General features: G+C 71.0%; 21 protein-coding genes. 7 read left to right on the top strand and 14 right to left on the bottom strand.

From position 1 onward, the window contains the following. Window positions 1-56 precede the first annotated feature (56 nt). A complete protein-coding gene (locus ACIQJT_RS24235) occupies window positions 57-2,192 on the bottom strand; it encodes an ATP-binding protein (protein WP_402646670.1) in 2,136 nt (711 codons plus the stop codon). Between the two features lie 252 nt (window positions 2,193-2,444). Between ACIQJT_RS24235 and gabT the strand changes: the two genes are divergently transcribed. Continuing rightward, entirely contained in the window at window positions 2,445-3,779 is a 1,335-nt protein-coding gene (gene gabT, locus ACIQJT_RS24240) for a 4-aminobutyrate--2-oxoglutarate transaminase (protein WP_402646673.1), read from the top strand. A gap of 223 nt (window positions 3,780-4,002) precedes the next feature. Beyond that, window positions 4,003-4,809, top strand: coding sequence for a phosphatase PAP2 family protein (locus ACIQJT_RS24245; protein WP_365463341.1), 807 nt, complete (start codon window positions 4,003-4,005; stop codon window positions 4,807-4,809). Here ACIQJT_RS24245 and ACIQJT_RS24250 read toward each other — a convergent pair. The 8 genes from ACIQJT_RS24250 to ACIQJT_RS24285 form a co-directional block, all read right to left on the bottom strand. Beyond that, a complete protein-coding gene (locus ACIQJT_RS24250) occupies window positions 4,797-6,602 on the bottom strand; it encodes a chitinase (protein WP_402646676.1) in 1,806 nt (601 codons plus the stop codon). The genes ACIQJT_RS24245 and ACIQJT_RS24250 overlap by 13 nt on opposite strands. 103 nt (window positions 6,603-6,705) lie before the next feature. Beyond that, window positions 6,706-7,161 carry a hypothetical protein gene (locus ACIQJT_RS24255; protein ID WP_365463308.1) on the bottom strand — a complete coding sequence of 152 codons (456 nt, stop codon included), beginning with the start codon at window positions 7,159-7,161 and terminating at the stop codon, window positions 6,706-6,708. A 119-nt stretch (window positions 7,162-7,280) separates the two neighbouring features. Further along, window positions 7,281-8,699, bottom strand: coding sequence for an NAD(P)/FAD-dependent oxidoreductase (locus tag ACIQJT_RS24260; protein ID WP_402646680.1), 1,419 nt, complete (start codon window positions 8,697-8,699; stop codon window positions 7,281-7,283). Window positions 8,700-8,735: 36 nt separating this feature from the next. Beyond that, window positions 8,736-9,536 (bottom strand): ABC transporter permease, encoded by an 801-nt coding sequence (locus tag ACIQJT_RS24265; protein WP_365463314.1) that lies wholly within the window; start codon window positions 9,534-9,536, stop codon window positions 8,736-8,738. Next, a complete protein-coding gene (locus tag ACIQJT_RS24270) occupies window positions 9,537-10,466 on the bottom strand; it encodes an ABC transporter permease (RefSeq protein ID WP_365463317.1) in 930 nt (309 codons plus the stop codon). After that, window positions 10,466-11,632 carry an ABC transporter ATP-binding protein gene (locus tag ACIQJT_RS24275; RefSeq protein WP_280849047.1) on the bottom strand — a complete coding sequence of 389 codons (1,167 nt, stop codon included), beginning with the start codon at window positions 11,630-11,632 and terminating at the stop codon, window positions 10,466-10,468. The genes ACIQJT_RS24270 and ACIQJT_RS24275 overlap by 1 nt, the downstream gene beginning before the upstream one ends. Beyond that, window positions 11,629-12,876: a PotD/PotF family extracellular solute-binding protein gene (locus ACIQJT_RS24280; protein WP_402646685.1), complete on the bottom strand. Its 1,248-nt coding sequence runs from the start codon at window positions 12,874-12,876 to the stop codon at window positions 11,629-11,631. The genes ACIQJT_RS24275 and ACIQJT_RS24280 overlap by 4 nt, the downstream gene beginning before the upstream one ends. A gap of 54 nt (window positions 12,877-12,930) precedes the next feature. Continuing rightward, entirely contained in the window at window positions 12,931-14,466 is a 1,536-nt protein-coding gene (locus ACIQJT_RS24285; RefSeq protein WP_365463323.1) for a gamma-aminobutyraldehyde dehydrogenase, read from the bottom strand. Window positions 14,467-14,677: 211 nt separating this feature from the next. Between ACIQJT_RS24285 and ACIQJT_RS24290 the strand changes: the two genes are divergently transcribed. Continuing rightward, window positions 14,678-15,247, top strand: a complete 570-nt coding sequence (locus tag ACIQJT_RS24290) for an NADAR family protein (RefSeq protein WP_402646688.1) — start codon at window positions 14,678-14,680, stop codon at window positions 15,245-15,247. A gap of 43 nt (window positions 15,248-15,290) precedes the next feature. Here the strand turns inward: ACIQJT_RS24290 and ACIQJT_RS24295 are convergent, their stop codons facing one another. Continuing rightward, on the bottom strand, window positions 15,291-15,947 hold the full coding sequence (locus tag ACIQJT_RS24295) for a DUF4190 domain-containing protein (protein ID WP_402646691.1): 657 nt from the start codon (window positions 15,945-15,947) through the stop codon (window positions 15,291-15,293). A gap of 780 nt (window positions 15,948-16,727) precedes the next feature. On the opposite strand from ACIQJT_RS24295, the gene ACIQJT_RS24300 reads away from it, so the two are divergent. Next, window positions 16,728-17,768, top strand: coding sequence for an adenosine deaminase (locus ACIQJT_RS24300; protein ID WP_402646694.1), 1,041 nt, complete (start codon window positions 16,728-16,730; stop codon window positions 17,766-17,768). Window positions 17,769-17,844: 76 nt separating this feature from the next. Continuing rightward, complete coding sequence (locus ACIQJT_RS24305) at window positions 17,845-18,540, top strand: glycerophosphodiester phosphodiesterase (protein ID WP_365460650.1); 696 nt, start codon at window positions 17,845-17,847, stop codon at window positions 18,538-18,540. Here ACIQJT_RS24305 and ACIQJT_RS24310 read toward each other — a convergent pair. After that, window positions 18,537-19,130, bottom strand: coding sequence for an NADPH-dependent F420 reductase (locus ACIQJT_RS24310; RefSeq protein WP_402646698.1), 594 nt, complete (start codon window positions 19,128-19,130; stop codon window positions 18,537-18,539). The two genes, ACIQJT_RS24305 and ACIQJT_RS24310, sit on opposite strands and share 4 nt — an antisense overlap. 81 nt (window positions 19,131-19,211) lie before the next feature. Here ACIQJT_RS24310 and ACIQJT_RS24315 point away from each other — a divergent pair, with 81 nt between their 5' ends. Together ACIQJT_RS24315 and ACIQJT_RS24320 are read left to right on the top strand one after the other, a co-directional pair. Then, the gene (locus tag ACIQJT_RS24315; protein WP_402646700.1) at window positions 19,212-19,610 is read left to right on the top strand and encodes a winged helix-turn-helix transcriptional regulator; all 399 of its coding nucleotides are present in this window, start codon (window positions 19,212-19,214) and stop codon (window positions 19,608-19,610) included. Window positions 19,611-19,795: 185 nt separating this feature from the next. Next, window positions 19,796-20,995, top strand: a complete 1,200-nt coding sequence (locus tag ACIQJT_RS24320; protein ID WP_402646703.1) for a serine hydrolase domain-containing protein — start codon at window positions 19,796-19,798, stop codon at window positions 20,993-20,995. Here the strand turns inward: ACIQJT_RS24320 and ACIQJT_RS24325 are convergent. From ACIQJT_RS24325 to ACIQJT_RS24335, 3 genes are all read right to left on the bottom strand, one after another. After that, window positions 20,988-21,515: a hypothetical protein gene (locus ACIQJT_RS24325; RefSeq protein WP_402646706.1), complete on the bottom strand. Its 528-nt coding sequence runs from the start codon at window positions 21,513-21,515 to the stop codon at window positions 20,988-20,990. The two genes, ACIQJT_RS24320 and ACIQJT_RS24325, sit on opposite strands and share 8 nt — an antisense overlap. A 58-nt stretch (window positions 21,516-21,573) precedes the next feature. After that, the gene (locus ACIQJT_RS24330; protein ID WP_402646709.1) at window positions 21,574-21,999 is read right to left on the bottom strand and encodes an SRPBCC family protein; all 426 of its coding nucleotides are present in this window, start codon (window positions 21,997-21,999) and stop codon (window positions 21,574-21,576) included. A 239-nt stretch (window positions 22,000-22,238) separates the two neighbouring features. Next, window positions 22,239-23,678, bottom strand: a complete 1,440-nt coding sequence (locus ACIQJT_RS24335; RefSeq protein WP_402646712.1) for a gamma-aminobutyraldehyde dehydrogenase — start codon at window positions 23,676-23,678, stop codon at window positions 22,239-22,241. Window positions 23,679-23,782 lie beyond the last annotated feature (104 nt).

A 23,782-nucleotide genomic window follows, 5' to 3' on the forward strand; every position in this document is an offset into this window, starting at 1 on the left:
GCCGTGTACGAACGGCCTGTGACGATTCTGCCTCACCGTACGGTCCTCAGGTCACGTCATCCGCGCAGGTCCACCAGCAGCGGCGGCGCGTGCTCCCCCGTCACCGTGGTCAGCGACAGCACCGCGTGCCCGGGCGGCACCCCGTGCGCCAGCTCGGACGCCGACCACCGCTCCCGCTCGACCTGCCGTACCGTCACCGCCCGCGCGGTCGGCGCCTTGCCGGTGATGACCCGGCGCACCGCGTGCAGCGCCTTGCCGGCCGGGGTCTCGGCGATGATCTGCCGGTCGGTGACGTCCCGCGCCTCGATCCACTCCTTGCCCCACACCTCGGCGAAGTCCTGCCCGTCCCACGGGGTGAGCCCGGACAGCGCCATCCGGCACCCGATGGCGCCGAGCAGGGGACCGCGCAGCGGCCGCGGCACGTCGTCCAGCGTGCGCAGCGTCAGCACGACACCGGCGTTGCCGGACCGCAGCCGCTGCACGCCCCGCACGGCCTCGGGCGTCACGACCCCGGTGGCGTCGTCGAGGACCAGGCAGGCGAACAGCGACCGGTCCTCGCGCACCGCGACGCTCGCGGTGAACTGCGCGAGCACCAGCCGGGCCAGGATCCGGGAGGCGTCGGCGTGCCCGCGCTGGGGCAGGTCGATCCGGACCCGCACGGGATGGTCGAGGGCCTTCAGCGAGAACGGCCGCGACCCGCCGGTCGAGTCTGGGTCCGCGCTCTGGAAGAACGTGGCGAAGGCGGGCCGGTCGAGCAGCGCGACCCGGTCCGCGAGGATGCCCCCCACGTCCCCGGGGTGCCCCGTCTGCCGCTCGCGGGCATCCAGTTCCCGCAGCAGCGACTCCTGCCCGGAGTCCTCCAGGCCCTTGCGCAACGCGGCCAGCGGCCCGGGCGCGCCGTCGAGCAACCGCCGCAGCTCCGGTACGGAGGGGAAGCGGCCGTGGACCCCCCGGAACGGCCCGAGCAGCTGGGCGAGCACGGTGGTGGACCGCCGGGTGTCGCCGCCCTGATGAGGCTCGGCGAGGTCCCCCACGAGCGCCTCGGCGAGCACGGCGGCGGCTTCGTCCGGATCGGTCGTCCCGCCGTACAGGTCGAGGTCGTACACCGACTCCGGGTTCCCGATCTGTACGACGACGTCGTAGGCGTCGGCCGGTCCGAGCCCCGCGCCCGCGGCACCGACCACCACGACGGCGGCCCGCCCGGCGAGCGCGTGCAGGCACAGCGACTCGGCGATCGGCCTGACGACGGTCCCGGTCTTCCCGGAACCGGCCGGGCCGACGGCGAGCAGCGAGGTCCCGAGCAGCTCGGGCCCGAGCCCCAGCCCCGCCCCCCGGTAGGCGTACGGGTTGCGGGCGTCGTCGGCGGTGGTCCCGAGCCGTACCTGGCCCGTGAGGAGATCGTGCGGGGCGAGCCGCGCGGGCAGGTCCCGCTCCCCGGAGGGGTGCACACAGGCGGCGGCGCCCTCCTGGAGCACGGCACTGGTGAACGTGGCGAGGCTGAACCGGCCACTGCGCACCCCCTGCCAGGCCCGCGCGATCCGTGCGTGGTCCACGTCCCGCATCAACCCGGCCCTGGCCTCGGCGGCCAGCCGCTCCGCGGCGTCGACGGCACCGGCGGCACGCAGCTCGGGGTACTCGGCGGGGTCCTGTTCCGGGGTGGGCGGCGGCTCGTGGGCGGGAACGGCCGGACGCCAGGCGGGGGGGCCGAAGCGGCGCCAGACCTCGCCCCAGCGGCCGAGCTTGCCCACGACGACCATGATGATCAGCGCGACGAGCACCTCGTAGCCCCGGTACAGGAAGGCGGTGCCCGTCGGGCCGAGGGCGCCGTCGGCGCCGCGCCAGGAGTCCGGGGTGACCAGAAGCAGCGGAACCCACCACCAGCTGCCGACATAGCCGTTCTGGAGCAGCGACCAGACGAGCCAGCCGACGAGGAACGCGATCACCGCGCCCGTCAACAGCTGCTGCGTCGGAATCCGCTCCGGCTCCTCCTCCGGCCGGACCCGGTGGCCGAACCGCCACACACCGGGCGCGGCCTCGGGGCGCGGGGCCCGCAGCCAGCTCAGGAACGCCGAGCCGGGCGACTGCGGAGGCACCTCGGGCGCCCGGGACGGCATCGGGGGCATCGCCCCCCGTGCCCGCGGCACAGGATTCGCATGCGTACCCCGCGCGTCCTGCGTCCCGTCGCTGTCCATCGCCCCTGCTCCCTGACCAGCCGTTCCGTCCACCGTCAGCGGCCAATCTAACCCGCCCGCAAGGGGAGTTCACCGATTGCGGGGCCGAGCCGTCACACCGTCCCCGAAACCGGCCATGTCCACCATGGACAACCCGGTCCCGCGACAACGCCCACATGGAGCATGCCCACCCCCCGTCCCCCGTCCTAGCCTGCGAGAAAAGACTGGACAGAGTCCGCGACATCTCCGCCCGCAACACCCCAGGAGCCCCTCATGACCGCACTTTCGCAGGAGCGCCGCGTCGTCACCGCCATCCCCGGACCCAAGTCGCAGGAGCTGCAGGCCCGCCGGGTCGCCGCGGTCGCGCAGGGTGTGGGGTCCGTGCTGCCCGTCTTCACGGCGCGCGCGGGCGGCGGGATCATCGAGGACGTCGACGGGAACCGGCTGATCGACTTCGGTTCGGGCATCGCCGTGACGTCCGTCGGCGCCTCCGCCGAGGCCGTCGTGCGCCGGGCCTCCGCCCAGCTCGCCGACTTCACCCACACCTGTTTCATGGTCACCCCGTACGAGGGCTACGTGGAGGTCGCCGAGGCCCTCGCCGAGCTCACCCCCGGTGACCACGCCAAGAAGTCCGCGCTGTTCAACTCCGGCGCCGAGGCGGTCGAGAACGCCGTCAAGATCGCCCGTGCGTACACCAAGCGCCAGGCCGTCGTCGTGTTCGACCACGGCTACCACGGCCGCACCAACCTCACCATGGCGCTGACCGCGAAGAACATGCCGTACAAGCACGGCTTCGGTCCCTTCGCCCCCGAGGTCTACCGCGTCCCGGTCGCCTACGGCTACCGCTGGCCCACCGGCCCCGACAACGCCGGCCCCGAGGCCGCCGCCCAGGCCATCGACCAGATCACCAAGCAGGTCGGCCCGGAGAACGTGGCCGCGATCATCATCGAGCCGGTGCTCGGTGAGGGCGGCTTCATCGAGCCGGCCAAGGGCTTCCTGCCGGCGATCAGCGAGTTCGCCGAGGCCAACGGCATCGTCTTCGTCGCCGACGAGATCCAGTCCGGCTTCTGCCGCACCGGCCAGTGGTTCGCCTGCGAGGACGAGGGCATCGTCCCGGACCTCATCACCACCGCCAAGGGCATCGCCGGCGGTCTCCCGCTCGCCGCCGTCACCGGCCGCGCGGAGATCATGGACGCGGCGCACGCGGGCGGCCTCGGCGGCACCTACGGCGGCAACCCGGTCGCCTGCGCCGGCGCGCTCGGCGCGATCGAGACGATGAAGGAGCTCGACCTCAACGCACGGGCGAAGGCGATCGAGGCCACGATGAAGGCCCGGCTGACCGCCATGCAGGACAAGTTCGACGTCATCGGCGACGTCCGGGGCCGCGGCGCCATGATCGCCATCGAGCTCGTCAAGGACCGTACGACCAAGGAGCCGAACCCGGAGGCGACCGCCGCGCTCGCCAAGGCCTGCCACCAGGAGGGCCTGCTGGTCCTGACCTGTGGCACCTACGGCAACGTCCTGCGCTTCCTGCCCCCGCTCGTCATCGGCGAGGACCTGCTCGACGAGGGCCTCGACATCATCGAGCAGGCGTTCGCCCGCATCTGACGCCACCGGGGCATCGCGGCAGGTCGGAAGCGGACTCACCCCTTCCGACCCGGGCCGCCACAGCCCTGGCGGCCCTTGGGATTGCGGGGCTGCGGTGACTAGCGGCAGAGGGTGTGAAGAAGGTGTGCGAGGTGTTGGTGAGGACGGGAATCCGCCTGTCGTACGCCGCCGCCCTGCCGTAGGTTCTACCCAGATGAGAGATACACCCCGCCCACAGGGGACTGTGGGCGACACCAGGCCGGGGCCTCCCCAGCTTCGACCTGGTCGTGCCCTCGCGCACACGAGTGGAGCCTCCGGCTCCGGATCTCCTCACCGATCGGACAGTCGCCCGCCCCAAACCCCCCGGGGCGGCCGACGAACCGATCTGATCGGCCGCCCCGGAACCACCCCCCCTGTTCCGGGGCGGCCGGCCTTCCTCACCCTCCTTCTCGGAATCCCGGCCCTCCTCTTCGCCCTGATCACCTGGCAGGTCGTCGAGGACGGGCCGCTTCTGCGTGCCGACGAACGGGTCAGTGCCGCCCTGGTCCACCCGGACCGCATCGGCGGCGGCCTCTCCGACCTGGGCAACGTCCAGGTGGCCGTACCCCTCCTGGTGGTGGCGCTGGCGTACGTGACCTGGCGGCACCGGCGCAGCGGCACGGACCGCTGGTGGCTCCCGGCCACCGCTGGTGCCCTCCTGATGGCCCTGGTCCCGGCGGTCGTCGTCCCCCTCAAGATCTGGACCGACCGCTCCGGCACCCCCGTGGTCCCCCCGGGCACCGGCTACTTCCCCTCCGGTCACACCGCGACCGCGGCCGTCGCCTACGGCACCGCGACCCTCTTCCTCCTTCCCCTCCTCCGCACCCCCCGCTCCCGCCGGGCCCTCACCCTCGTCTGCGCCCTCCTCGTCCTCGCCGTCTCCTACGGCCTGGTCCGGCGCGGCTACCACTGGCCCCTCGACGTCCTGGCCAGTTGGTGCCTGTCCGCACTGCTCCTTTCGCTGCTCGTGACGGTCGTGAGGCGATACGGCCCGAAGCGTCAGCCGAAGTAGCCGTCGAAGGTCCTCTGGAACTCCCCGCCGGAGTAGCGGTCCCAGTTGATCGACCAGGTCATCAGGCCGCGCAGGGCGGGCCAGGTGCCGTGGGTGGCGTACGAGCCGCAGTTCGTCCCCTTGGTCAGGCAGTCGAGGGTCCTGGTGACCTCCGCCGGGGGGACGTAGCCGTTGCCCGCGTTCGTGGAGGCGGGCATGCCGATGGCGATCTGGTCGGGGCGCAGGGGCGGGAAGACGTTCGCGGGGTCGCCGGCCACCGGGAAGCCGGTGAGGAGCATGTCGGTCATGGCGATGTGGAAGTCCGCGCCGCCCATGGAGTGGTACTGGTTGTCGAGGCCCATGATCGGCCCCGAGTTGTAGTCCTGGACGTGCAGCAGGGTGAGGTCGTCGCGCAGGGCGTGGATCACGGGGAGGTAGGCGCCGCAGCGGGGGTCCTGGCCGCCCCACTTGCCGGTGCCGTAGTACTGGTGGCCCATCTGCACGAAGAAGGTCTCCGGGGCCATCGACAGCACGAAGCGCGACCCGTACTTCGCCTTCAGTGTTTTCAGCGCCGAGATCAGGTTCACGACCACGGGGGTCTTCGGGTTCCTGAAGTCCGTGTCGTCGGCGTTCAGCGACAGGGAGTGGCCCTCGAAGTCGACGTCCAGGCCGTCGAGGCCGTAGGTGTCGATGATCGAGGAGACCGAGGAGACGAAGGCGTCCCGGGCCGCCGTCGTGGTCAGCTGGACCTGGCCGTTCTGGCCGCCGATCGAGATGAGCACCTTCTTGCCCGCCGCCTGCTTCGCCCTGATCGCCGCCTTGAAGTCGGCGTCGGACTCGACGTTCGGGCATTCCGTGACCGGGCAGCGGGTGAAGCGGATGTCGCCGGAGGTGACCGAGGTGGGTTCGCCGAAGGCCAGGTCGATGACGTCCCAGCTGTCCGGGACGTCGGCCAGGCGGGTGTAGCCGGCGCCGTTGGCGAAGCTCGCGTGGAGGTAGCCGACGAGGGCGTGGGCCGGGAGGCCGGTGGAAGCGCCCGCGGCCGTGGTCACGCTGACCGCGCCCGACCTCGCCGACTCCCCCGCGTCGTTGACCGCCGCGACCTGGAAGCCGTACGCCGTCGAGGGCGCGAGCCCGCTCACGGTCGCCGAGGGCCCGCTCACCGTCTGGACCTTGGCGCCGTCCCGGTAGACGGCGTAGGCCGTGGCTCCCGTGACCGCCGTCCAGGACAGGGTCACGGAGGAGGAGGTGACCGCGCCCGCCCTCAGGCCCGTGGGCGTGGCGGGCGGCTGACCGACGTCGACGCCCGGCCCGGTGAGGGACACGTCGTCCGCGTGGTACGCGCCCGTCCCGTACCAGCCGTGCGTGTAGACGGTGACCTTGGTGGTGGACGGTCCGGTGCGGAAGGTCGTGGTGAGCCGCTGCCAGTCGGGGGCGGACTGGGTCCAGGTGGAGACGTCGGTGGTGCCGGTGCCGCTCGCGCCGAGGTAGACGTAGGAGCCGCGGACGTGTCCGGCGAGCGTGTACTGCGCGTCGGGCCGCACGGTCACGGTCTGGGCGCACTGGGCGAAGTCGCTGCCGGCCGGGGTCGCCCGCAGCGCCGAACTCCCGCTGTGCACAGGGCTGTTGACCGTGGTGCCCGCGGAGCAGGTCCAGCCGTCGAGTCCCGCCTCGAAGCCTCCGTTGCGCATCAGGTCCGCGTCGGCCGCACGGGCGGCCGACGAGAGCGCGGTGATGCCGGACAGGGCCAGCAGGACGGCCGTCAGGGCGGCGAGGACGGGTCTGACGGTTCGGATGGGTCCGGTGCGTTCCACAAGGGCCTCCGGGCAGGGGGGAATTGGAGGGTGGAGCGCGCCCAACTTGGTCCAGACCAATCCGGGTTGTCAAGACCTCCCGTCGCCATCACCGGCTCACCCCTCAGCCGTCGCCCTCCGTCGCGAGGCCCGCCGCCGCCTCGTGCATCGCCAGTTCGAGCAGGGCGGGGTCGACGAGGACGCCGGAGCCGTCCGGCGGAACCAGCCAGCGCACGCCCCCTCCGGCCACCCGGCCCGGGTACGGCACGACGATCCAGGTGCCGGCGCCGGCCGTACGGATGCCGGTGCCGAGCCAGCGGGCCGCGGTGCCCGGCGGCACGAAGAACCCCATGCGGGCGTCGCCGAAGTCCACGAGCACCGGGCCGAGCCGGTCGAGGATGCGGGTGAGGACGTCGAGGGTCGGATAGCCGAGCTCGCCCGGCAGGATCAGTACGTCCCAGGCCTTGCCGGCCGGGAGCAGCGCCACCCCGAGGGGGTTGCGCTCCCACTCCCAGCGGCAGGCCTCGGGATCCGGTGCGACGGATGCCAGCCACTCGACCGCCGTCTTCGCCCCTGTCATGAGAAGACCTCCTGCTCTCTCGTCGACGCTGTTCGCGTCACGAGGGAGAGGAGGTTTCCCGGCGGCCATTACGCGGGTTCTGACCACTCGTTGGAGTGAATCAGATCACCTACGACCGTTCAGCTGTCGAATCCCAGACCGAGCTTGTCCATGGTCCGCAGCCACAGGTTGCGCCGCCCGCCGTGCGAGTCGGCGCGCGCCAGCGACCACTTGGTGAGGGCGATGCCGGTCCAGGCGAAGGGCTCCGGCGGGAAGGGCAGCGGCTTCTTGCGCACCATCTCGAGCCGCGTCCGTTCCGTGTCCTGCCCCGCCAGCAGGTCCAGCATCACGTCCGCGCCGAACCGGGTCGCCCCGACGCCGAGCCCCGTGTAGCCCGCCGCGTACGCCACCCTGCCCTGGTGGGCGGTGCCGTAGAACGCGGAGAACCGTGAGCAGGTGTCGATCGCGCCGCCCCACGCGTGCGTGAAGCGCACCCCCTCCAACTGCGGGAAGCAGGTGAAGAAGTGCCCGGCGAGCTTGGCGTACGTCTCCGGCCGGTCGTCGTACTCGGCCCGCACCCGCCCGCCGTACGGGTAGACCGCGTCGTAACCGCCCCACAGGATCCGGTTGTCGGCGGAGAGCCGGAAGTAGTGGAACTGGTTGGCGCTGTCCCCGAGCCCCTGCCGGTTCTTCCAGCCGATCGACGCGAGCTGCTCCCCGCTCAGCGGCTCGGTCATCAGCGCGTAGTCGTAGACCGGGACGGTGTACGCCCGGACCCGCCTGACCAGGTTGGGGAAGATGTTGGTGCCGAGCGCGACCTTGCGGGCGCGCACGGAACCGTACGGCGTGCGGACGGCCATGCCGGCGCCGTAGGGCTTCAGGTCCAGGGCCGGTGTGTGCTCGTAGACGCGGACGCCGAGTCTCAGGCAGGCCCGCTTCAGACCCCAGACGAGCTTGGCCGGGTTGAGCATGGCCACGCCCCGGCGGTCCCACAGTCCCGCCTCGAAGGTCGGGGAGGCGACCTGCTCGCGCACCGCGTCGGCGTCGAGGAAGTCGATCCCGTCGGCGAGGCCCTTCTCCTGGAGCTCCTCGTACCAGTCGCGCAGCTCCCAGGCCTGGTAGGTCTCGGTCGCCACGTCGATCTCGCCGGTGCGCTCGAACTCGCAGTCCAGGTCGTGCCGGGCGACCGCCTTCTCGATCTCGTCGAGGTTGCGGGCGCCCAGCTCCTGAAGCCGGTGGATCTCGTCGGGCCAGCGCGTCAGCCCGTTGGGCAGCCCGTGGGTGAGGGAGGCGGCGCAGAAGCCGCCGTTGCGGCCGGAGGCGGCCCAGCCCACCTCACGGCCTTCCAGCAGGACGACGTCCCGCCCGGGGTCGCGCTCCTTCGCGTTGAGCGCGGTCCACAGCCCGCTGTAGCCGCCGCCGACGACCAGCAGGTCGCAGGTCTCGGCGCCGGTGAGGGCGGGCTCGGGGTGGGGCCTGCCGGGGTCGTCCAGCCAGTACGGGACCGGCTGGGCTTCGGAAAGTGCCTTCGTCCAACGGCTCATGGCGCTCGGGGCCATGATTTCAACTCCCTACAGAGGGTTCTGCGAAAAGGGCTATGCCTTCTGCCTGTTGCGGCGGTTGCTGACGACCATGGAGGTCAGCACCAGGAGGACGGCGACGAGGAACATGGTCGTGCCGATGACGTTGATCTGCACGGGCGTTCCGCGCTGTGCCGAACCCCAGACGAACATGGGGAAGGTGACGGTCGAGCCGGCGTTGAAGTTGGTGATGATGAAGTCGTCGAAGGAGAGCGCGAAGGCGAGCAGCGCGCCCGCGGCGATTCCGGGGGCGGCGATCGGCAGGGTGACCCGGACGAAGGTCTGGAAAGGACCGGCGTACAGGTCCTGCGCGGCCTGCTCCAGCCGTGGGTCCATCGACATCACGCGCGCCTTGACCGCCGTCACCACGAAGCTCAGGCAGAACATGATGTGGGCGATGAGGATGGTCCAGAAGCCCAGCTGCGCGCCCATGTTGAGGAACAGGGTGAGCAGCGAGGCCGCCATGACGACCTCCGGCATCGCCATCGGCAGGAAGATCAGCGAGTTCACGGCGCCGCGGGCGCGGAAGCGGTAGCGGACCAGCGCGAAGGCGATCAGTGTGCCGAGGACGGTGGCGCCGATCGTCGCCCAGAACGCGATCTGGAGGCTGACGGAGAGCGAGCCGCACATGCCGGCGACCCCGCAGGGGTCCTTCCAGGCGTCCGTGGAGAACTGCTGCCACTCGTAGTTGAAGCGCCCCTTCGGCTTGTTGAAGGAGAACACCGTGACGACGACGTTCGGCAGGAGGAGATATCCGAGCGTGACCAGTCCCGCGATGACGACGAGATGACGCTTGAGCCAGTTGACGAAGGTCATTTAAACCAGATCCTCCGTGCCGGACCTACGGATGTAGAAGGTGACCATGAAGAGAATCGCGGCCATCAGGATGAAGGAGAGGGCCGCGGCCGTCGGGTAGTCCAGGATGCGCAGGAACTGCGTCTGGATGACGTTGCCGACCATGCGGGTGTCCGTGGAGCCGAGCAGGTCGGCGTTGACGTAGTCGCCGGCCGCGGGGATGAAGGTCAGCAGCGTCCCGGAGACCACACCCGGCATCGACAGCGGGAAGGTGACCCTGCGGAAGGTGGTGACCGGCTTGGCGTACAGGTCGCCGGCCGCCTCGTGCAGCCGCCCGTCGATGCGTTCCAGCGAGGTGTACAGCGGCAGGATCATGAACGGCAGGAAGTTGTACGTCAGACCGCAGACCACCGCGAGCGGGGTGGCCAGGACGCGGTCGCCGGTGGTCCAGCCGAGCCAGTTGGTGACGTCCAGGACGTGCAGCGTGTTGAGGGCGCCGACGACGGGACCGCTGTCCGCGAGGATCGTCTTCCAGGCGAGGGTGCGGATCAGGAAACTGGTGAAGAACGGCGCGATCACCAGGACCATGATCAGGTTCCGCCAGCGTCCCGCGCGGAAGGCGATCAGGTACGCCAGCGGATACCCCAGCACCAGGCAGAGGATCGTCGCGGCACCGGCGTACAGGATCGAGCGCAGGAACTGCGGCCAGTACTCGGACAGGGCGTCCCAGTAGGTGGCGAAGTGCCAGGTGACCTTGTAGCCGGTCTCCAGGGAGCCGGTCTGCACGGACGTGGAGGCCTGGTAGATCATCGGCAGCGCGAAGAAGACCAGCAGCCACAGGATGCCGGGGAGCAGCAGCCAGTACGGGGTGAAGCGGCCCCTCTTGCGCGGCGGCTTCTTCGCGGGCGCGGTCGGGGAGAGCGGCGGGGGCGCCTCGGTGAGCGTCGCCATCAGACCGTCGCCTCTTCCTGGATGCCGGCGTCGATGTCCTGGGCGGCGTCCAGTCCGAAGGTGTGCGCCGGGTTCCAGTGCAGGACGACCTCGGCACCGGGCACCAGCCGGTCGTCGCGGTCGATGTTCTGGGCGTAGACCTCGAACTCGGGACAGACGGGGCTGTCGATGACGTACTGCGTGGAGACGCCGATGAAGGAGGAGTCGGCGATCTTCCCGGTGATCCGGTTGCGGCCCACGGGGATCTCCCCGGCCTGGTCCGCGTGGGTGAGGGAGATCTTCTCGGGACGCACGCCCACGAGCACCTTGCCACCGGTCGCGGTGGGCCCGGAGTAGCGCGCCTCGGGCAGGACCAGCTTCCCGCCGCCCGCCTTCAGCACGATCTCGCCGCCGCTCTTGGAGTCGACCTCGGCCTCGATGAGGTTGGAGGTGCCGAGGAAGTTGGCGACGAAGGTGGTCTGCGGGTTCTCGTACAGGTCGGTCGGCGAGCCGAGCTGCTCGACGCGGCCCGCGTTCATCACGGCGACCGTGTCGGCCATGGTCATGGCCTCCTCCTGGTCGTGCGTGACGTGCACGAAGGTGATGCCGACCTCGGTCTGGATGCGCTTGAGCTCCAGCTGCATCTGGCGCCGCAGCTTCAGGTCGAGGGCGCCGAGCGGCTCGTCGAGGAGGAGCACCTTCGGCGTGTTGATCAGCGCCCGGGCCACGGCGACGCGCTGCTGCTGGCCACCGGAGAGCTGGTGCGGCTTCTTGCGGGCCTGCTCCCCGAGCTGGACGAGCTCCAGCATGTCCTCGACCTGCTTCTTGACCGACTTGATGCCGCGCCGGCGCAGGCCGAAGGCGACGTTCTCGAAGATGTCGAGGTGCGGGAAGAGGGCGTAGGACTGGAAGACGGTGTTCACCGGGCGCTTGTAGGGGGGCAGCCGGGTGACCTCCTGGTCGCCGAGGTGCACGGTGCCCGTCGTGGGCTCCTCCAGACCGGCGATCATGCGCAGGGTGGTGGTCTTGCCGCAGCCGGAGGCTCCGAGCAGGGCGAAGAAGGAGCCCTGGGGCACGGTCAGGTCCAGCGGCTGTACGGCGGTGAAGCCGTTGTCGTACGTCTTGCTGATGCCGGCGAGGCGGACGTCGCCGCTGCCCTCGGTGTTCTTGTTCGTCACGGTGATCACGCCCCAGTCAGCTTCGCGAACTTCTCTTCAAAGGCCGTCTCTTCCTTCGAGCTCAGCGAGCGGAAGGCGTGGGACTTCGCGGCCATGGCCTTGTCGGGGATGATCAGCGGGTTGTTCGCCGCATCCGGGTCGATCTTCTCCAGCTCGGGCTTCACACCGTCGACGGGAGACACGTAGTTGATGTACGCGGCGAGCTCGGCGGCCTGCCGGGGCTGGTAGTAGAAGTCGATGAGCCGCTCGGCGTTCGTCTTGTGACGGGCCTTGTTGGGGATCAGCATGTTGTCGGTCGACGTCATGTACCCGCTGTCCGGGATGACGAAGTCGATGTCCGGGCTGTCCGCCTTCAGCTGGACGACGTCACCGGCCCAGGCGACACAGGCCGCGAAGTCGCCGCTGGTCAGGTCGGAGGTGTAGTCGTTTCCGGTGAAGCGGCGGATCTGGCCCTTGTCGACGGCCTTCTGGAGGCGCGCTATGGCCGCGTCGTAGTCGTCGGTGGTGAAGTTCGCGGGGTCCTTGCCCATGTCGAGCAGGGTCATCCCGACGCTGTCGCGCATCTCCGACAGGAAGCCGACCCGGCCCTTGAGCCTGGGGTTGTCGAGCAGGTCGGAGACCGACTGCACCTCCTGGCCGTCGAGCGCCTTCTTGTTGTAGGCGATGACGGTCGAGATGCCCTGCCACACGTAGGAGTACGCCCGTCCCGGGTCCCAGTCGGGATCACGGAACTGCGCGGACAGGTTGGCGTACGCGTGGGGCAGGTTGGAGGCGTCCAGTTTCTGGACCCAGCCCAGCCGGATGAGGCGCGCGGCGAGCCAGTCGGTGAGCACGATGATGTCGCGCCCGGTGTCCTGCCCCGCCGCCAACTGCGGCTTGATCTTGCCGAAGAACTCGACGTTGTCGTTGATGTCCTCGGTGTACTTGACCGAGATGCCGGTCTGCTTCTTGAACTGGTCGAGCGTGGGGTGGTGCTTCTCGCTCTCGTCCACGTCGATGTACTCGGTCCAGTTGGAGAAGTTGACGGTCTTCTCCTCGGCCGAGTGGTCCTCCGCGGAGACCCCGCCCTGGGTGTTGCCGGCCGCGGGGATGCCGCAGGCGCTCAGCGCGCCGAGGCCGCCGACCGCGAGCGCGCCGCCCGCGGAGGCGCGCAACAGGGACCGCCGGGTCATCGCGGCCCGGCCGTTGCGGAAGCTGCGCCGCATGGCGGCCACTTGGGCCGGTGACAGGCGGTCGGGCTCGTACTGCTCCATGCGCTGGTGCCCTTTCGGGAAAGTGGGCGGCCGCGGGTCGGGCGGCCTGTACGGCTATCGGTCCCCGAAGATCGTGCGGTGCCAGTCCTTCCTGACGACCGCCGTGTTGTCGAACATAACGTGCTTGAGCTGGGTGTACTCCTCGAACGAGTACGCTGACATGTCCTTGCCGAAGCCGGACGCCTTGTAGCCGCCGTGCGGCATCTCGCTGATGATCGGGATGTGGTCGTTGACCCACACGCACCCGGCCTTGATCTCCCGCGTGGCCCGGTTCGCCCGGTAGACGTCCCGGCTCCAGGCGGAGGCGGCGAGCCCGTAGGGGGTGTCGTTGGCGAGCCGGATGCCCTCGTCGTCGCTGTCGAACGGCAGGACCACGAGGACCGGCCCGAAGATCTCGGACTGGACAATCTCGCTGTCCTGGGCGGCGTCGGCGACGAGCGTGGGCCTGTAGTAGGCGCCCTTGGCGAGCTCGCCCCCGGGCGCCTCGCCACCGGTCACCACGCGCGCGTAGGCCCGCGCACGGTCGACGAACCCGGCGACCCGGTCCCGCTGCACGTGCGAGATGAGCGGCCCGAGATCGGTGCCGGAGGCGAAGGGATCGCCGAGCCGTACGGTCTCCATCAGCGCGGCGGTGCGCTCCACGAACGCCTCGTACAGCGGCCGCTGCACGTACGCGCGCGTGGCGGCCGTGCAGTCCTGCCCGGTGTTGATGAGGGCGCCCGCCACGGCCCCGTTGACGGCGGCCTCCAGGTCGGCGTCGTCGAAGACGAGGAAGGGAGCCTTGCCGCCGAGTTCCAGATGGAGTCGCTTGACGGTGGCGGTGGCGATCTCGGCGACCCGCTTCCCCACGGCCGTCGACCCGGTGAACGAGGTCATGGCCACGTCCGGGTGCCCGACCAGCCGCTCCCCCGCCTCCTTCCCGGTCCCGGTGACGATGTTGACGACACCGTCCGGGATCCCGGCGTCGGTGGCGGCCTGGGCGAAGAGAAGAGAGGTCAGCGGAGTGATCTCAGCAGGCTTCAGAACGATGGTGTTGCCCGCCGCGATGGCCGGGAGGATCTTCCAGGCGGCCATCTGGAGCGGATAGTTCCAGGGCGCGATGGACCCGACCACCCCGATCGGCTCCCGCCGCACGTACGACGTGTGGTCCCCGGAGTACTCCCCGGCGGACTGCCCCTGAAGATGACGGGCCGCACCCGCGAAGAAGGCGGTGTTGTCAATGGTCCCCGGAACGTCGAACTCCCGGGTCAGCTTCAGCGGCTTCCCGCACTGGAGCGACTCCGCGCGGGCGAAGTCCTCGGCACGGTCGGCGAGCACGGCGGCGAACCGGTGCAGAGCGTCGGACCGCTCGCCCGGAGTACGGGCCGCCCACTCCGGGAAGGCGGCCCGGGCCGCGGCGACGGCGGCGTCCACGTCCTCGACGCCCGCCGGCTCGTAGGTGAAGACCTCCTCACCGCTCGCGGGATCCACGACCGCGTGCGTATGACCGGAGGTCCCCTGGGTGAGACGTCCTCCGATGAACTGCGCACCCGCCGCGAACCGCTCTTGGGCCGCGAACCGGTCCGGGATGGCACTGCCCGGGTTGTGCATGTCGCTCTCCTCCGCCGTCATCCCACGGCTGCCGCGGGCGGGTGGCGTAGCTCCAGCTCGATTTGAGTGCCGATCCTGACAGAGCAATGACACTCCTACAAGTGATTCCGTTGTTGCCTTTCGGTTACGCGACGGAATCTGTCGACCAGGTGTCGAGTCGCCCCGGAAAAGGAAGGACGGAGTGTCAGTGGTTCCTGCCAGACTCGCGTGCATGGGGAGAGTCACGGGGAAGATCGATTCACAGGATGCCCTGGTCAGACAGGTCCGGGCCGGAGCCAAGCTCAAGTTTCTGTACTTCTGGGGCCACCGCCCGCGTCCGGACGGCCGGGTCGGCGCGAGCTGTCTGAGCCAGTGGTGGCCGTCGCCGTTCGTGGTGGACGGGGTGACCTACGCGACCGCCGAGCACTGGATGATGGCGGGCAAGGCGCGCCTGTTCGACGACCCGGAGGCCGAGCGCCGCATCGTGGCCGCCGGACACCCGTCCCAGGCCAAGGCTGCGGGCCGCTCGGTCCGCGGCTTCGACGAGCAGGTCTGGCGGCGCGAGCGGTTCGGCATCGTCGTCGAGGGCAGCGTCCACAAGTTCGCGGCCCACGAGGACCTGCGGCACTTCCTGCTGAACACCGGCGACCGGGTACTGGTGGAGGCCAGCCCGGTGGACCGGGTCTGGGGCATCGGCCTCGCCGCGGACGACGAGGCGGCGGGCGACCCCGAGCGCTGGCGAGGTCCGAACCTCCTCGGCTTCGCACTCATGGAGGCCAGAGCCCGCCTCAGAAACGCATGAAGGGGGCCACCGGTCCGGTGGCCCCCTGTCTCCGCTCCGGGCGCTATCCCACCTGTACGGTCGCCACCGCGCCGAGGGAGCCGTCGTAGTAGTCGGGGTCGTCCTCCGAGTTGATGGCGGCGGTGATGCCGATGGCGAGCAGCACGATCACCGCGACGCCGAGAATCGTCCCGATGATCCCCATGATGAACCCGGCCTGCGCCTGCCCGTGGTTGGTGGCCTCGCCCCGCTCGGCCCGCTTGCGCCCCTTGATCCCGAACACGATGGCGAGCACCCCGAGCACCAGCGAGAGGACGCCGTACATGCAGAACAGCGCGCAGGACAGAATGCCCAGCACCATCGCGGCGACGCCCATGCCGTTCTGCGGCGGCATCGGCGGGGCCCAGCCGCCGTACCCCTGCGGACCCGGCGGATAGGTGGGATAGCCGTAGCCGACCGGAGCACCGGGACCCTCGGGTCCGATCGGCGGGGGCGGCACCGGGGCGGGCCCGCCGGGGTAGCCGTATCCGGGAGCGGGGGCGGGGCCCGCGGCGGGCGGCGGGAACCCGTAGCCGTCGTTCGGCACGGACGTCACGGTCGCCTGGTCATGCACGGAGGGCGAGGGCGGCGGCCCGGGCGAGGGGCTCTTCTCCAACGAGGGCCCACTCTCCGGCGGCGCCCACGGATCCCTCTCCCCACCCGACTGCGTTCCGTCCGCCATGTCCACGTCCCCCTAGGTCGTCCGTGCGGCCATGTTACGTGAGCGGAACCGCTGCGCTGGGCTTGGGCCGGGCGCCTAGGGGGGTGCCGAGTGCGGTTGTGCGGCGGGTGCGGGCCGGTGGGGGCTGGTCGCGCAGTTCCCCGCGCCCCTAGGGGGTTGCAGTCACCTGCGCCAGGACGTGCCCAGTTCGGCTGTCGGGCGGGTGCGGGCCGGTGGGGGCTGGTCGCGCAGTTCCCCGCGCCCCTGAGTAGCCGCAGTCACCGGCGCCACGACGGACCGGACGTCCTACCGCGCCCCACGGAACGTCGTCGAGCGGCTGCGGGCCCGCCGTGGCCGGTCGCGCAGTTCCCCGCGCCCCTGGGTGGGTGCAGTCACCGGCGCCAACGACGGACCGTTCGCCGCACCGCGCGCCCCAGCGGGCCGTTGGTCGCGTACGGCGGTGAGGGGACGGGGTGGGGGGTGTCCGCCCGCAGCGGCCGGCGTCCGTTGCCGAGAACTGCTCAAGCAGCCGAGCCGCCGGACCGAGGACGGATACCCCCCACCCCGGCACCGACCCACCCACCGAACCCAAGGCGCTACACAAGCCCCCACCGAACAGGCGGCTGCGCCGCAGGCATCAGGGGCGCGGGGAACTGCGCGAAAACGCCCGCCCCCACCCGCCTAACATGTTCCGCATCGATCAGCCGATCACCACGCCGCACCACGCCGCACCGCACCGCACCACACAGGACAGCCCCGCACAGTCACCCCCGTGCCCGGCGCCCAGCAAGGGGAGGCCCCATGACGACCACCGACCACCTGCACACCTTCATCTCCGGCCTGCCCAAGGCCGAACTCCACGTCCACCACGTCGGCTCCGCCTCCCCCCGCATCGTGTCCGAACTGGCCGCCCGCCACCCCGACTCCAAGGTCCCCACCGACCCCGAGGCGCTCGTCGACTACTTCACCTTCACGGACTTCGCCCACTTCATCGACGTCTACCTCAGCGTCGTGGACCTGATCCGCACCCCCGAGGACGTACGGCTGCTCACCTACGAGGTCGCGAGGGACCTCGCCCGCCAGCAGGTCCGATACGCGGAGCTGACCATCACCCCGTTCTCCTCGACCCGCCGCGGTATCGACGAGCGCGCGTTCATGGAGGCGATCGAGGACGCCCGCAAGGCGGCGGAGTCGGAGTTCGGCACGGTCCTGCGCTGGTGCTTCGACATCCCCGGCGAGGCCGGCCTGGAGGCCGCCGAGGAGACGACGAGGCTCGCCACCGACGACCGCCTCCGCCCGGAGGGCCTGGTGAGCTTCGGTCTCGGCGGGCCCGAGATCGGCGTCCCCCGCCCCCAGTTCAAGCCGTACTTCGACCGGGCGATCGCCGCGGGCCTGCACTCGGTCCCGCACGCCGGCGAGACGACCGGCCCGGAGACGGTGTGGGACGCCCTCACCCACCTGCGCGCCGAGCGCATCGGCCACGGCACGAGCTCCGCCCAGGACCCGGCGCTCCTCGCCCACCTCGCCGAGCACCGCATCCCGCTGGAGGTGTGCCCCACCTCCAACATCGCGACCCGAGCGGTCCGCACCCTCGACGAGCACCCGGTCAAGGAGTTCGTGAAGGCGGGAGTCGTCGTCACGATCAACTCGGACGACCCGCCGATGTTCGGCACGGACCTGAACAGCGAGTACGCGGTGGCGGCACGCCTCCTCGACCTCGACGAGCGGGGCCTGGCCGCACTCGCGAAGAACGCGGTCGACGCGTCGTTCCTCGACGAGCCCGGCAAGACGAGGATCAAGGACGAGATCGACACCTACACCACCACCTGGCTCGCCCCCTGACGGACACCCCCGCACCGGCCACGCCCCCACCGGCCACTCCTCCACCCCGTCACCCCCCGCACCCCACAATGGCCGCATGCAGAAGCTGACGGCCGTGGCACACCGCGGCGACCCCTACCGCGTCCGTGAGAACACGATCGACTCCCTGCGTTCCGCGCTCGACCGGGGCGCGGACGCGGTGGAGGTCGACGTACGGCTCACCAGGGACGGCGTACCGGTGCTGCTCCACGACGGCACGCTGAAGCGGCTGTGGGAGCACGACCGCCCCCTGCTGTCCCTGTCGGCGGACGAGGTGCGGGGGCTCACGGACGGGCGGGTGCCGACCCTCGCGGAGGCCCTCGAAGCCACCGACGGCCACCGCCTGATGCTCGACCTGCCCGGCACCCGGGAGGTACGGGTCGCCCGGCGCGTGGTCGACGTGGTGCGCGAGTGCGGCGCCCAGGACCGCGTCTACTACTGCGCCGGCGCCCCCGCCATGCTCGCCGTCCGCGCGGCCGACCCGGCCGCGGAGATCGCGCTCACCTGGACGTCCACGGCGCCCCCGCGCCCCGCCCTGCTGGACGCGGTCGGGCCCCGCTGGCTCAACTACCGCTTCACCCTGATGAACCGGGACCTCGCCGAACGCATCCACCGGGACGGTTACCTGATCTCCGTCTGGACCCCCGACACCCGCCGCTCGATGCGCCGTCTCGCGGGCATGGGCGTCGACTCGATCACGACGAACCGGGTGGACGTGCTGTGTGCCCTGAGGGCACAGGCGAACGGCGGTTAGACCCCGGAGTACGCCAGCGGCGGCGAGATCGCCTGCGCGTCCGCCCCCTCCCCCACCCACAGCCGGATCAGCAGCGCCGCGGTCGCCTCCAGGAGCCCGGCCCGGTCCAGCCCCCCGGCGTGCAGCGGCTCGCAGCCCAGGTCGCGGACGAGTCGTCGTACGACGCTCAGGGCCCCCTCGTCGTCCCCGCACAGCGGCACCGCGAGGGGGCGGCCGTCGAAGACGGGCGGGGTGAGCCGCCAGACGTCGACGTGGCACAGGTTGAAGGCCTTCACGACGTGCGCCGAGGGGGCGGCGGAGGCGATGCGCTCGGCCGCCGCGGGTCCGCCCGACGTGAGCAGTCCGAAGTCGCGGCCGACGGGATTGGTGCAGTCGATCAGCACCTTCCCCGCGAGCACCTCCGCCAGCCCGCCGACCACGTCGACCACCACCTCGTACGGCACCGCGAGCAGCACCGCGTCCGTGCCGGCCTCCGCCGCCTCGCGCAGCCCGCCCGAGCGGCTGCCGGTGACCACCTCGTGCCCGGCCCGCCGCCACTGCGTGCCCAGCGCGTCCGCCATACCGCCCCGGCCGATGACTCCCACCCGCATGACGTCTCCTCCGTCTCCGCGAACTCCCGTTTCCCGGGAACGGGTACGACAGTAGGAAGCCGCTCGGGCACCATTCGGTACGTGACCACCGACCTCGCCTTCCTCGCCGACTGCCGCACCCGCCTCGCCTTCGACCTGGTCTCCAACACCTGGAATCCCGTGGTGATCTGGGCTCTCAAGGACGGCCCCGCCCGCCCCGGCGAACTGCGGGCGCGCATCGGCGGGATCAGTCAGAAGGTGCTGACGGAGACCCTGCGGCGACTGGAGTTCAACGGCCTGGTCGCCCGGCGGGCCTACGGCGGCTCCCCGCCCCGCGTGGAGTACGAACTGACCTCCCTGGGGCAGACGTTGCTCGCGCCCATCGAGGCGTTCGGCGTCTGGGCGCACGACCACGGGGACGAGGTGCTGGACGCCCAGGAACGCCGGGAGGGCGCCGCACCCGGGGCGCCGTCACCGCCGGCGTCGCGGACCGGCCCGTAGCCTCGGCGCACGGCCTCCGCTGCAACACCTTCGCCCCTAGGGGGACTCCCCGACAACACACCCGCCAGCAACGGAAGTTGATCGGGGTTCCGCCAGGGGCAGGGCCCTCCTCGGTGACGATCCGGCCGGCTCGGCAGCCCCCGCAGGATGATCACACGCATCCCCCGTCCCCAGGAGCCGCCCCCATGCGTGACATCCGCCGCAGAAGCATCCTCGCCGGTGCCCTCGCCGTCCCCCTGACCGCCGGCCTGCCGGCCTCCTCCGCGACGGCGACCACGCACCGCACCGCCGAGAACAGCCCCGCCGAGAACCGCCCCTCCACGCACCACCCCTCCGGGCACCGGCCGACCGCGCCGGACGCCGACGCGCTGCGCGCGGCCCTCGCGGGGCTCCCGGACGCGGACGCCACCGCGGCCCTGGTCCGGGTCGGCGGCACCGGCGGCCGCTGGCACGGCAGCTCGGGCGTGCACGACCTGGAGAGTGGGCGGCCCGCCGATCCGCACGCCCGCTTCCGGGCCGGCTCGACGACGAAGGTGGTCACCGCGGCCGCCGTACTGCGGCTGGCGGCCGAGGGCCGGATCGGCCTGGACACGCCGGTCCGGGCCCACCTGCCCGACCTCCTCGGCGCGCGGTTCGGGAAGGTGACCGTACGGCACCTGCTCGACCACACCAGCGGCATCCCGGCGGGCGACGGTCTCGGCACCACCTTCGAGGAGCTGTACGCCCACCGCTTCGACACGCTCAGCCCCCAGCGGGTGGCCGCGTCCGCGGGTGCGAAGAGGCCGGAGTTCCGCCCGGGGAGGCAGCAGCACTACCTCAACATCAACTACACCTTCCTGGGACTGCTGATCGAGCGCGTGACCGGGCGGTCGTACGCCTCCGAGGTGAGCCGGCTGGTGCTCGCGCCGGCCGGGATGCGGGACACGTACTTCCCCGACACCGACCCGCGCATCCTCGGCCCGCACAACCGTGGCTACCAGGCGGTGACGGGGGCCGACGGGACGACGGAGTTCCTGGACGTCACGGAGTGGAACCAGGCGGACCGGTTCGCGGCGGGGGACATGATCTCGACGACCGCGGATCTGGAACGGCTGCTCACCGGCCTCTTCCGGGGCCGGATCGTGCCGCGGTCGCACCTGCGGGAGGTGTTCTCGGTCCCCACCCGCATCCCCGGCGCGAGTTACAGCGCGGGCGGTCTCCAGCGCTTCGAGTCCGACGGGCAGGTCTACTGGGTCAAGTCCGGTGGCCGGTACGGCTACAACTCGGCGATCGCCGCCACCAGCGACCTGGGCCGCACGCTCGTGTACTCGGTCAACTCCACGGACGCGAAGAGCGAGGACGCGAACCCGGTCGTCGGCCGGATCATCACGGCGGCGCTCAGGTAGCGGGCACGGCGGCGGTGGCGGGTGCCGAGCCGTACGGGGCGAGCGCCTCCAGCCGCTTGATCCGCCGCCGCACGACGTACAGCGGGAGCACTCCGAGGACCCCGAACGCCATGTCGATCACGCTCCACCAGACCGGGATGCCCCGGATCGGTCCGCAGATCAGGGCGAGCGGGACGATCCCGGCGCAGGCGATCATCCCGAACTCCACGACCCAGATGTTGCGGACCGGGTCGCGGTAGGGGCCGTAGAAGGCCACCGCGATGACCAGGTGGGCGAAGGCGAGCCAGTCCGTGCCGTAGAGGAGGAAGGGGTGGTCGGAGTCGGCGGTGTCGAGCCCGAGCCGGACGCGCGTGATCCAGTCCGTGAGCGCGTCCGGCGCGGGGAGGTGCCGCAACGCCTCCTCGGCCCAGCGCAGTTCGTGGACCAGCGGGAAGGCCGTGGCTCCGCTGAGCACCAGGCAGACGACGAAGAAGGCCAGCCATGCGCGGATGCCCCTGAGTTGGGCGGCTCTGTCGCTCATGGCAGCAGCGTACGCCTGGAGTTGAACACGTTCAAAACATTCCGGGCAGAGTCCGGTGTCAGGTCGCCGCCGCCGTCTCGGCCAGCTTCTGGAACTCACCGAGGTCGTAGTTGGCGAGCGCCGAGTCGAGGTTGGTCAGTGCGCCCAGGTGCTCGACGAACCCCTTCGGGTCGTACTCGATCTGGAGGGTCACCCGGCTCGTGGTGTCACTGAGCCGGTGGAAGGTGACCACGCCCGCGTGGTGCACCCCCTCCACCGTGCGCCAGGCGATGCGGTCCTCCGGGACGACCTCGGTGAGTTCGGCGACGAAGTTCTTGTCGGCGCCGGGCAGTTGGAGCTGCCAGGCGAAACGGCGCTCGTCCATGCGCTCCACCAGGCGTACGTGGCTCAGAAAGGCCGGCCACCGGGTCACATCGCTCCACAGTGCCCAGGCGACAGCGACGGGAGCCTCGAGATCGACCGTTTCCACGAGGGACGCGGACATGCGGTACCTCTCCTTCCGATCAGCCGGGAGCCGACCCGGCGGTTAGGGGTGCGAAGCGGATACCCCCGTCGGGACGGCACACACGGCGGGGAGGACGGCACCCCGACGCGACAAGGCCACCGCCCTCGGCCCGCCCGCCTTCACACGATCGGCGCAGCGCCCCAGGGGCGCGGGGAACTGCACGCCCAGCCCCCACGCGCCCGCGGCCGAAGAACCACACGCGTCTGCCGTCGAAGGACCTACACGTCCAGCGAAGTCATCACGTGCTTGATCCGCGTGTAGTCCTCGAACCCGTATCCCGACAGGTCCTTGCCGTAGCCCGACTTCTTGAACCCGCCGTGCGGCATCTCGGCGACCAGCGGGATGTGCGTGTTGATCCACACGCACCCGAAGTCCAGCTTCTTGGACATCCGCATCGCGCGGCCGTGGTCCTTGGTCCACACCGAGGACGCGAGGGCGTACTCGACCCCGTTGGCCCACGAGACGGCCTGCTCCTCGTCCGTGAAGGACTGGACCGTGATGACGGGCCCGAACACCTCGTTCTGGATGATCTCGTCGTCCTGCTTGAGCCCGGACACGACGGTCGGAGCGTAGAAGTACCCCTTGTCACCGACCTGGTGACCGCCGGCCTCGACCTTGGCGTGCGCCGGCAGCCGCTCGATGAACCCGGAGACCTGCTTGAGCTGGTTCGGGTTGTTGAGGGGACCGAAGAGCACGTCCTCGTCGTCCGGCTGCCCGGTCTTCGTGTCGGCGGCGGCCTTGGCCAGCGCGGCGACGAACTCGTCGTGGATCGACGACTGCACCAGCACCCGCGTGGCCGCCGTGCAGTCCTGCCCGGCGTTGAAGAAGCCCGCCACGGAGATGTCCTCGACGGCCTTCGCGATGTCGGTGTCCTCGAAGACGACGACCGGGGCCTTGCCGCCCAGCTCCAGGTGCACCCGCTTGAGGTCCTTGGCCGCGGTCTCGGCGACCGACATGCCGGCCCGCACCGACCCGGTGATGGACGCCATGGCCGGCGTCGGGTGCTCGACCATCAGCCGCCCGGTCTCGCGGTCGCCGGTGACGACGTTGAAGACGCCCTTCGGCAGGATCCCGCCGATGATCTCCGCGATCAGCACGGTCGACGCGGGGGTCGTGTCCGACGGCTTCAGCACCACCGTGTTGCCGGCCGCGATCGCCGGTGCGAACTTCCAGACGGCCATCATCATCGGGTAGTTCCACGGCGCGACCTGCGCGCAGACGCCCACCGGCTCACGGCGGACGATGGAGGTCAGGCCCTCCATGTACTCACCGGCCGACCGTCCCTCCAGCATCCGCGCCGCACCGGCGAAGAAGCGGATCTGGTCGACCATCGGCGGGATCTCCTCGGACCGCGTGAGCCCGATCGGCTTGCCGGTGTTCTCCACCTCGGCCGCGATGAGTTCCTCGGCCCGCTCCTCGAACGCGTCGGCGATCTTCAGCAGGGCCTTCTGACGCTCGGCGGGAGTCGTGTCGCGCCAGCCGGGGAAGGCGGCGGCAGCGGCGGCCATCGCCGCGTCCACGTCCGCCTGCCCGGACAGCGGAGCGGTCGCGTACGCCTCGCCGGTCGCGGGGTTGACCACCTCGGTGGTCCGCCCGTCGGCGGCGTCCCGGAACTCACCGTCGATGTAGTTGCGCAGACGACGCAGCTCGGTGCTCACTGCCGACCTCCTGGGGGGTTGAAGCTGGGGGTTGAAACTGTCCACTCACTGAGACACCCACCCTAATCGCCAGGCCCACGTTTTCAACACCCCCGATCCCGCCA

This window comes from Streptomyces sp. NPDC091972 (assembly GCF_044756385.1).
GTDB lineage: Bacteria > Actinomycetota > Actinomycetes > Streptomycetales > Streptomycetaceae > Streptomyces.

Bases quoted from the DNA above. Each gene is read 5' to 3' on its own strand.
- ACIQJT_RS24235 (WP_402646670.1), bottom strand. From the start codon at position 2,192: ATGGACAGCGACGGGACGCAGGACGCGCGGGGTACGCATGCGAATCCT.
- gabT (WP_402646673.1), top strand. From the start codon at position 2,445: ATGACCGCACTTTCGCAGGAGCGCCGCGTCGTCACCGCCATCCCCGGA.
- ACIQJT_RS24255 (WP_365463308.1), bottom strand. From the start codon at position 7,161: ATGACAGGGGCGAAGACGGCGGTCGAGTGGCTGGCATCCGTCGCACCG.
- ACIQJT_RS24260 (WP_402646680.1), bottom strand. From the start codon at position 8,699: ATGGCCCCGAGCGCCATGAGCCGTTGGACGAAGGCACTTTCCGAAGCC.
- ACIQJT_RS24265 (WP_365463314.1), bottom strand. From the start codon at position 9,536: ATGACCTTCGTCAACTGGCTCAAGCGTCATCTCGTCGTCATCGCGGGA.
- ACIQJT_RS24270 (WP_365463317.1), bottom strand. From the start codon at position 10,466: ATGGCGACGCTCACCGAGGCGCCCCCGCCGCTCTCCCCGACCGCGCCC.
- ACIQJT_RS24280 (WP_402646685.1), bottom strand. From the start codon at position 12,876: ATGGAGCAGTACGAGCCCGACCGCCTGTCACCGGCCCAAGTGGCCGCC.
- ACIQJT_RS24285 (WP_365463323.1), bottom strand. From the start codon at position 14,466: ATGCACAACCCGGGCAGTGCCATCCCGGACCGGTTCGCGGCCCAAGAG.
- ACIQJT_RS24290 (WP_402646688.1), top strand. From the start codon at position 14,678: ATGGGGAGAGTCACGGGGAAGATCGATTCACAGGATGCCCTGGTCAGA.
- ACIQJT_RS24295 (WP_402646691.1), bottom strand. From the start codon at position 15,947: ATGGCGGACGGAACGCAGTCGGGTGGGGAGAGGGATCCGTGGGCGCCG.
- ACIQJT_RS24300 (WP_402646694.1), top strand. From the start codon at position 16,728: ATGACGACCACCGACCACCTGCACACCTTCATCTCCGGCCTGCCCAAG.
- ACIQJT_RS24305 (WP_365460650.1), top strand. From the start codon at position 17,845: ATGCAGAAGCTGACGGCCGTGGCACACCGCGGCGACCCCTACCGCGTC.
- ACIQJT_RS24310 (WP_402646698.1), bottom strand. From the start codon at position 19,130: ATGCGGGTGGGAGTCATCGGCCGGGGCGGTATGGCGGACGCGCTGGGC.
- ACIQJT_RS24320 (WP_402646703.1), top strand. From the start codon at position 19,796: ATGCGTGACATCCGCCGCAGAAGCATCCTCGCCGGTGCCCTCGCCGTC.
- ACIQJT_RS24325 (WP_402646706.1), bottom strand. From the start codon at position 21,515: ATGAGCGACAGAGCCGCCCAACTCAGGGGCATCCGCGCATGGCTGGCC.
- ACIQJT_RS24330 (WP_402646709.1), bottom strand. From the start codon at position 21,999: ATGTCCGCGTCCCTCGTGGAAACGGTCGATCTCGAGGCTCCCGTCGCT.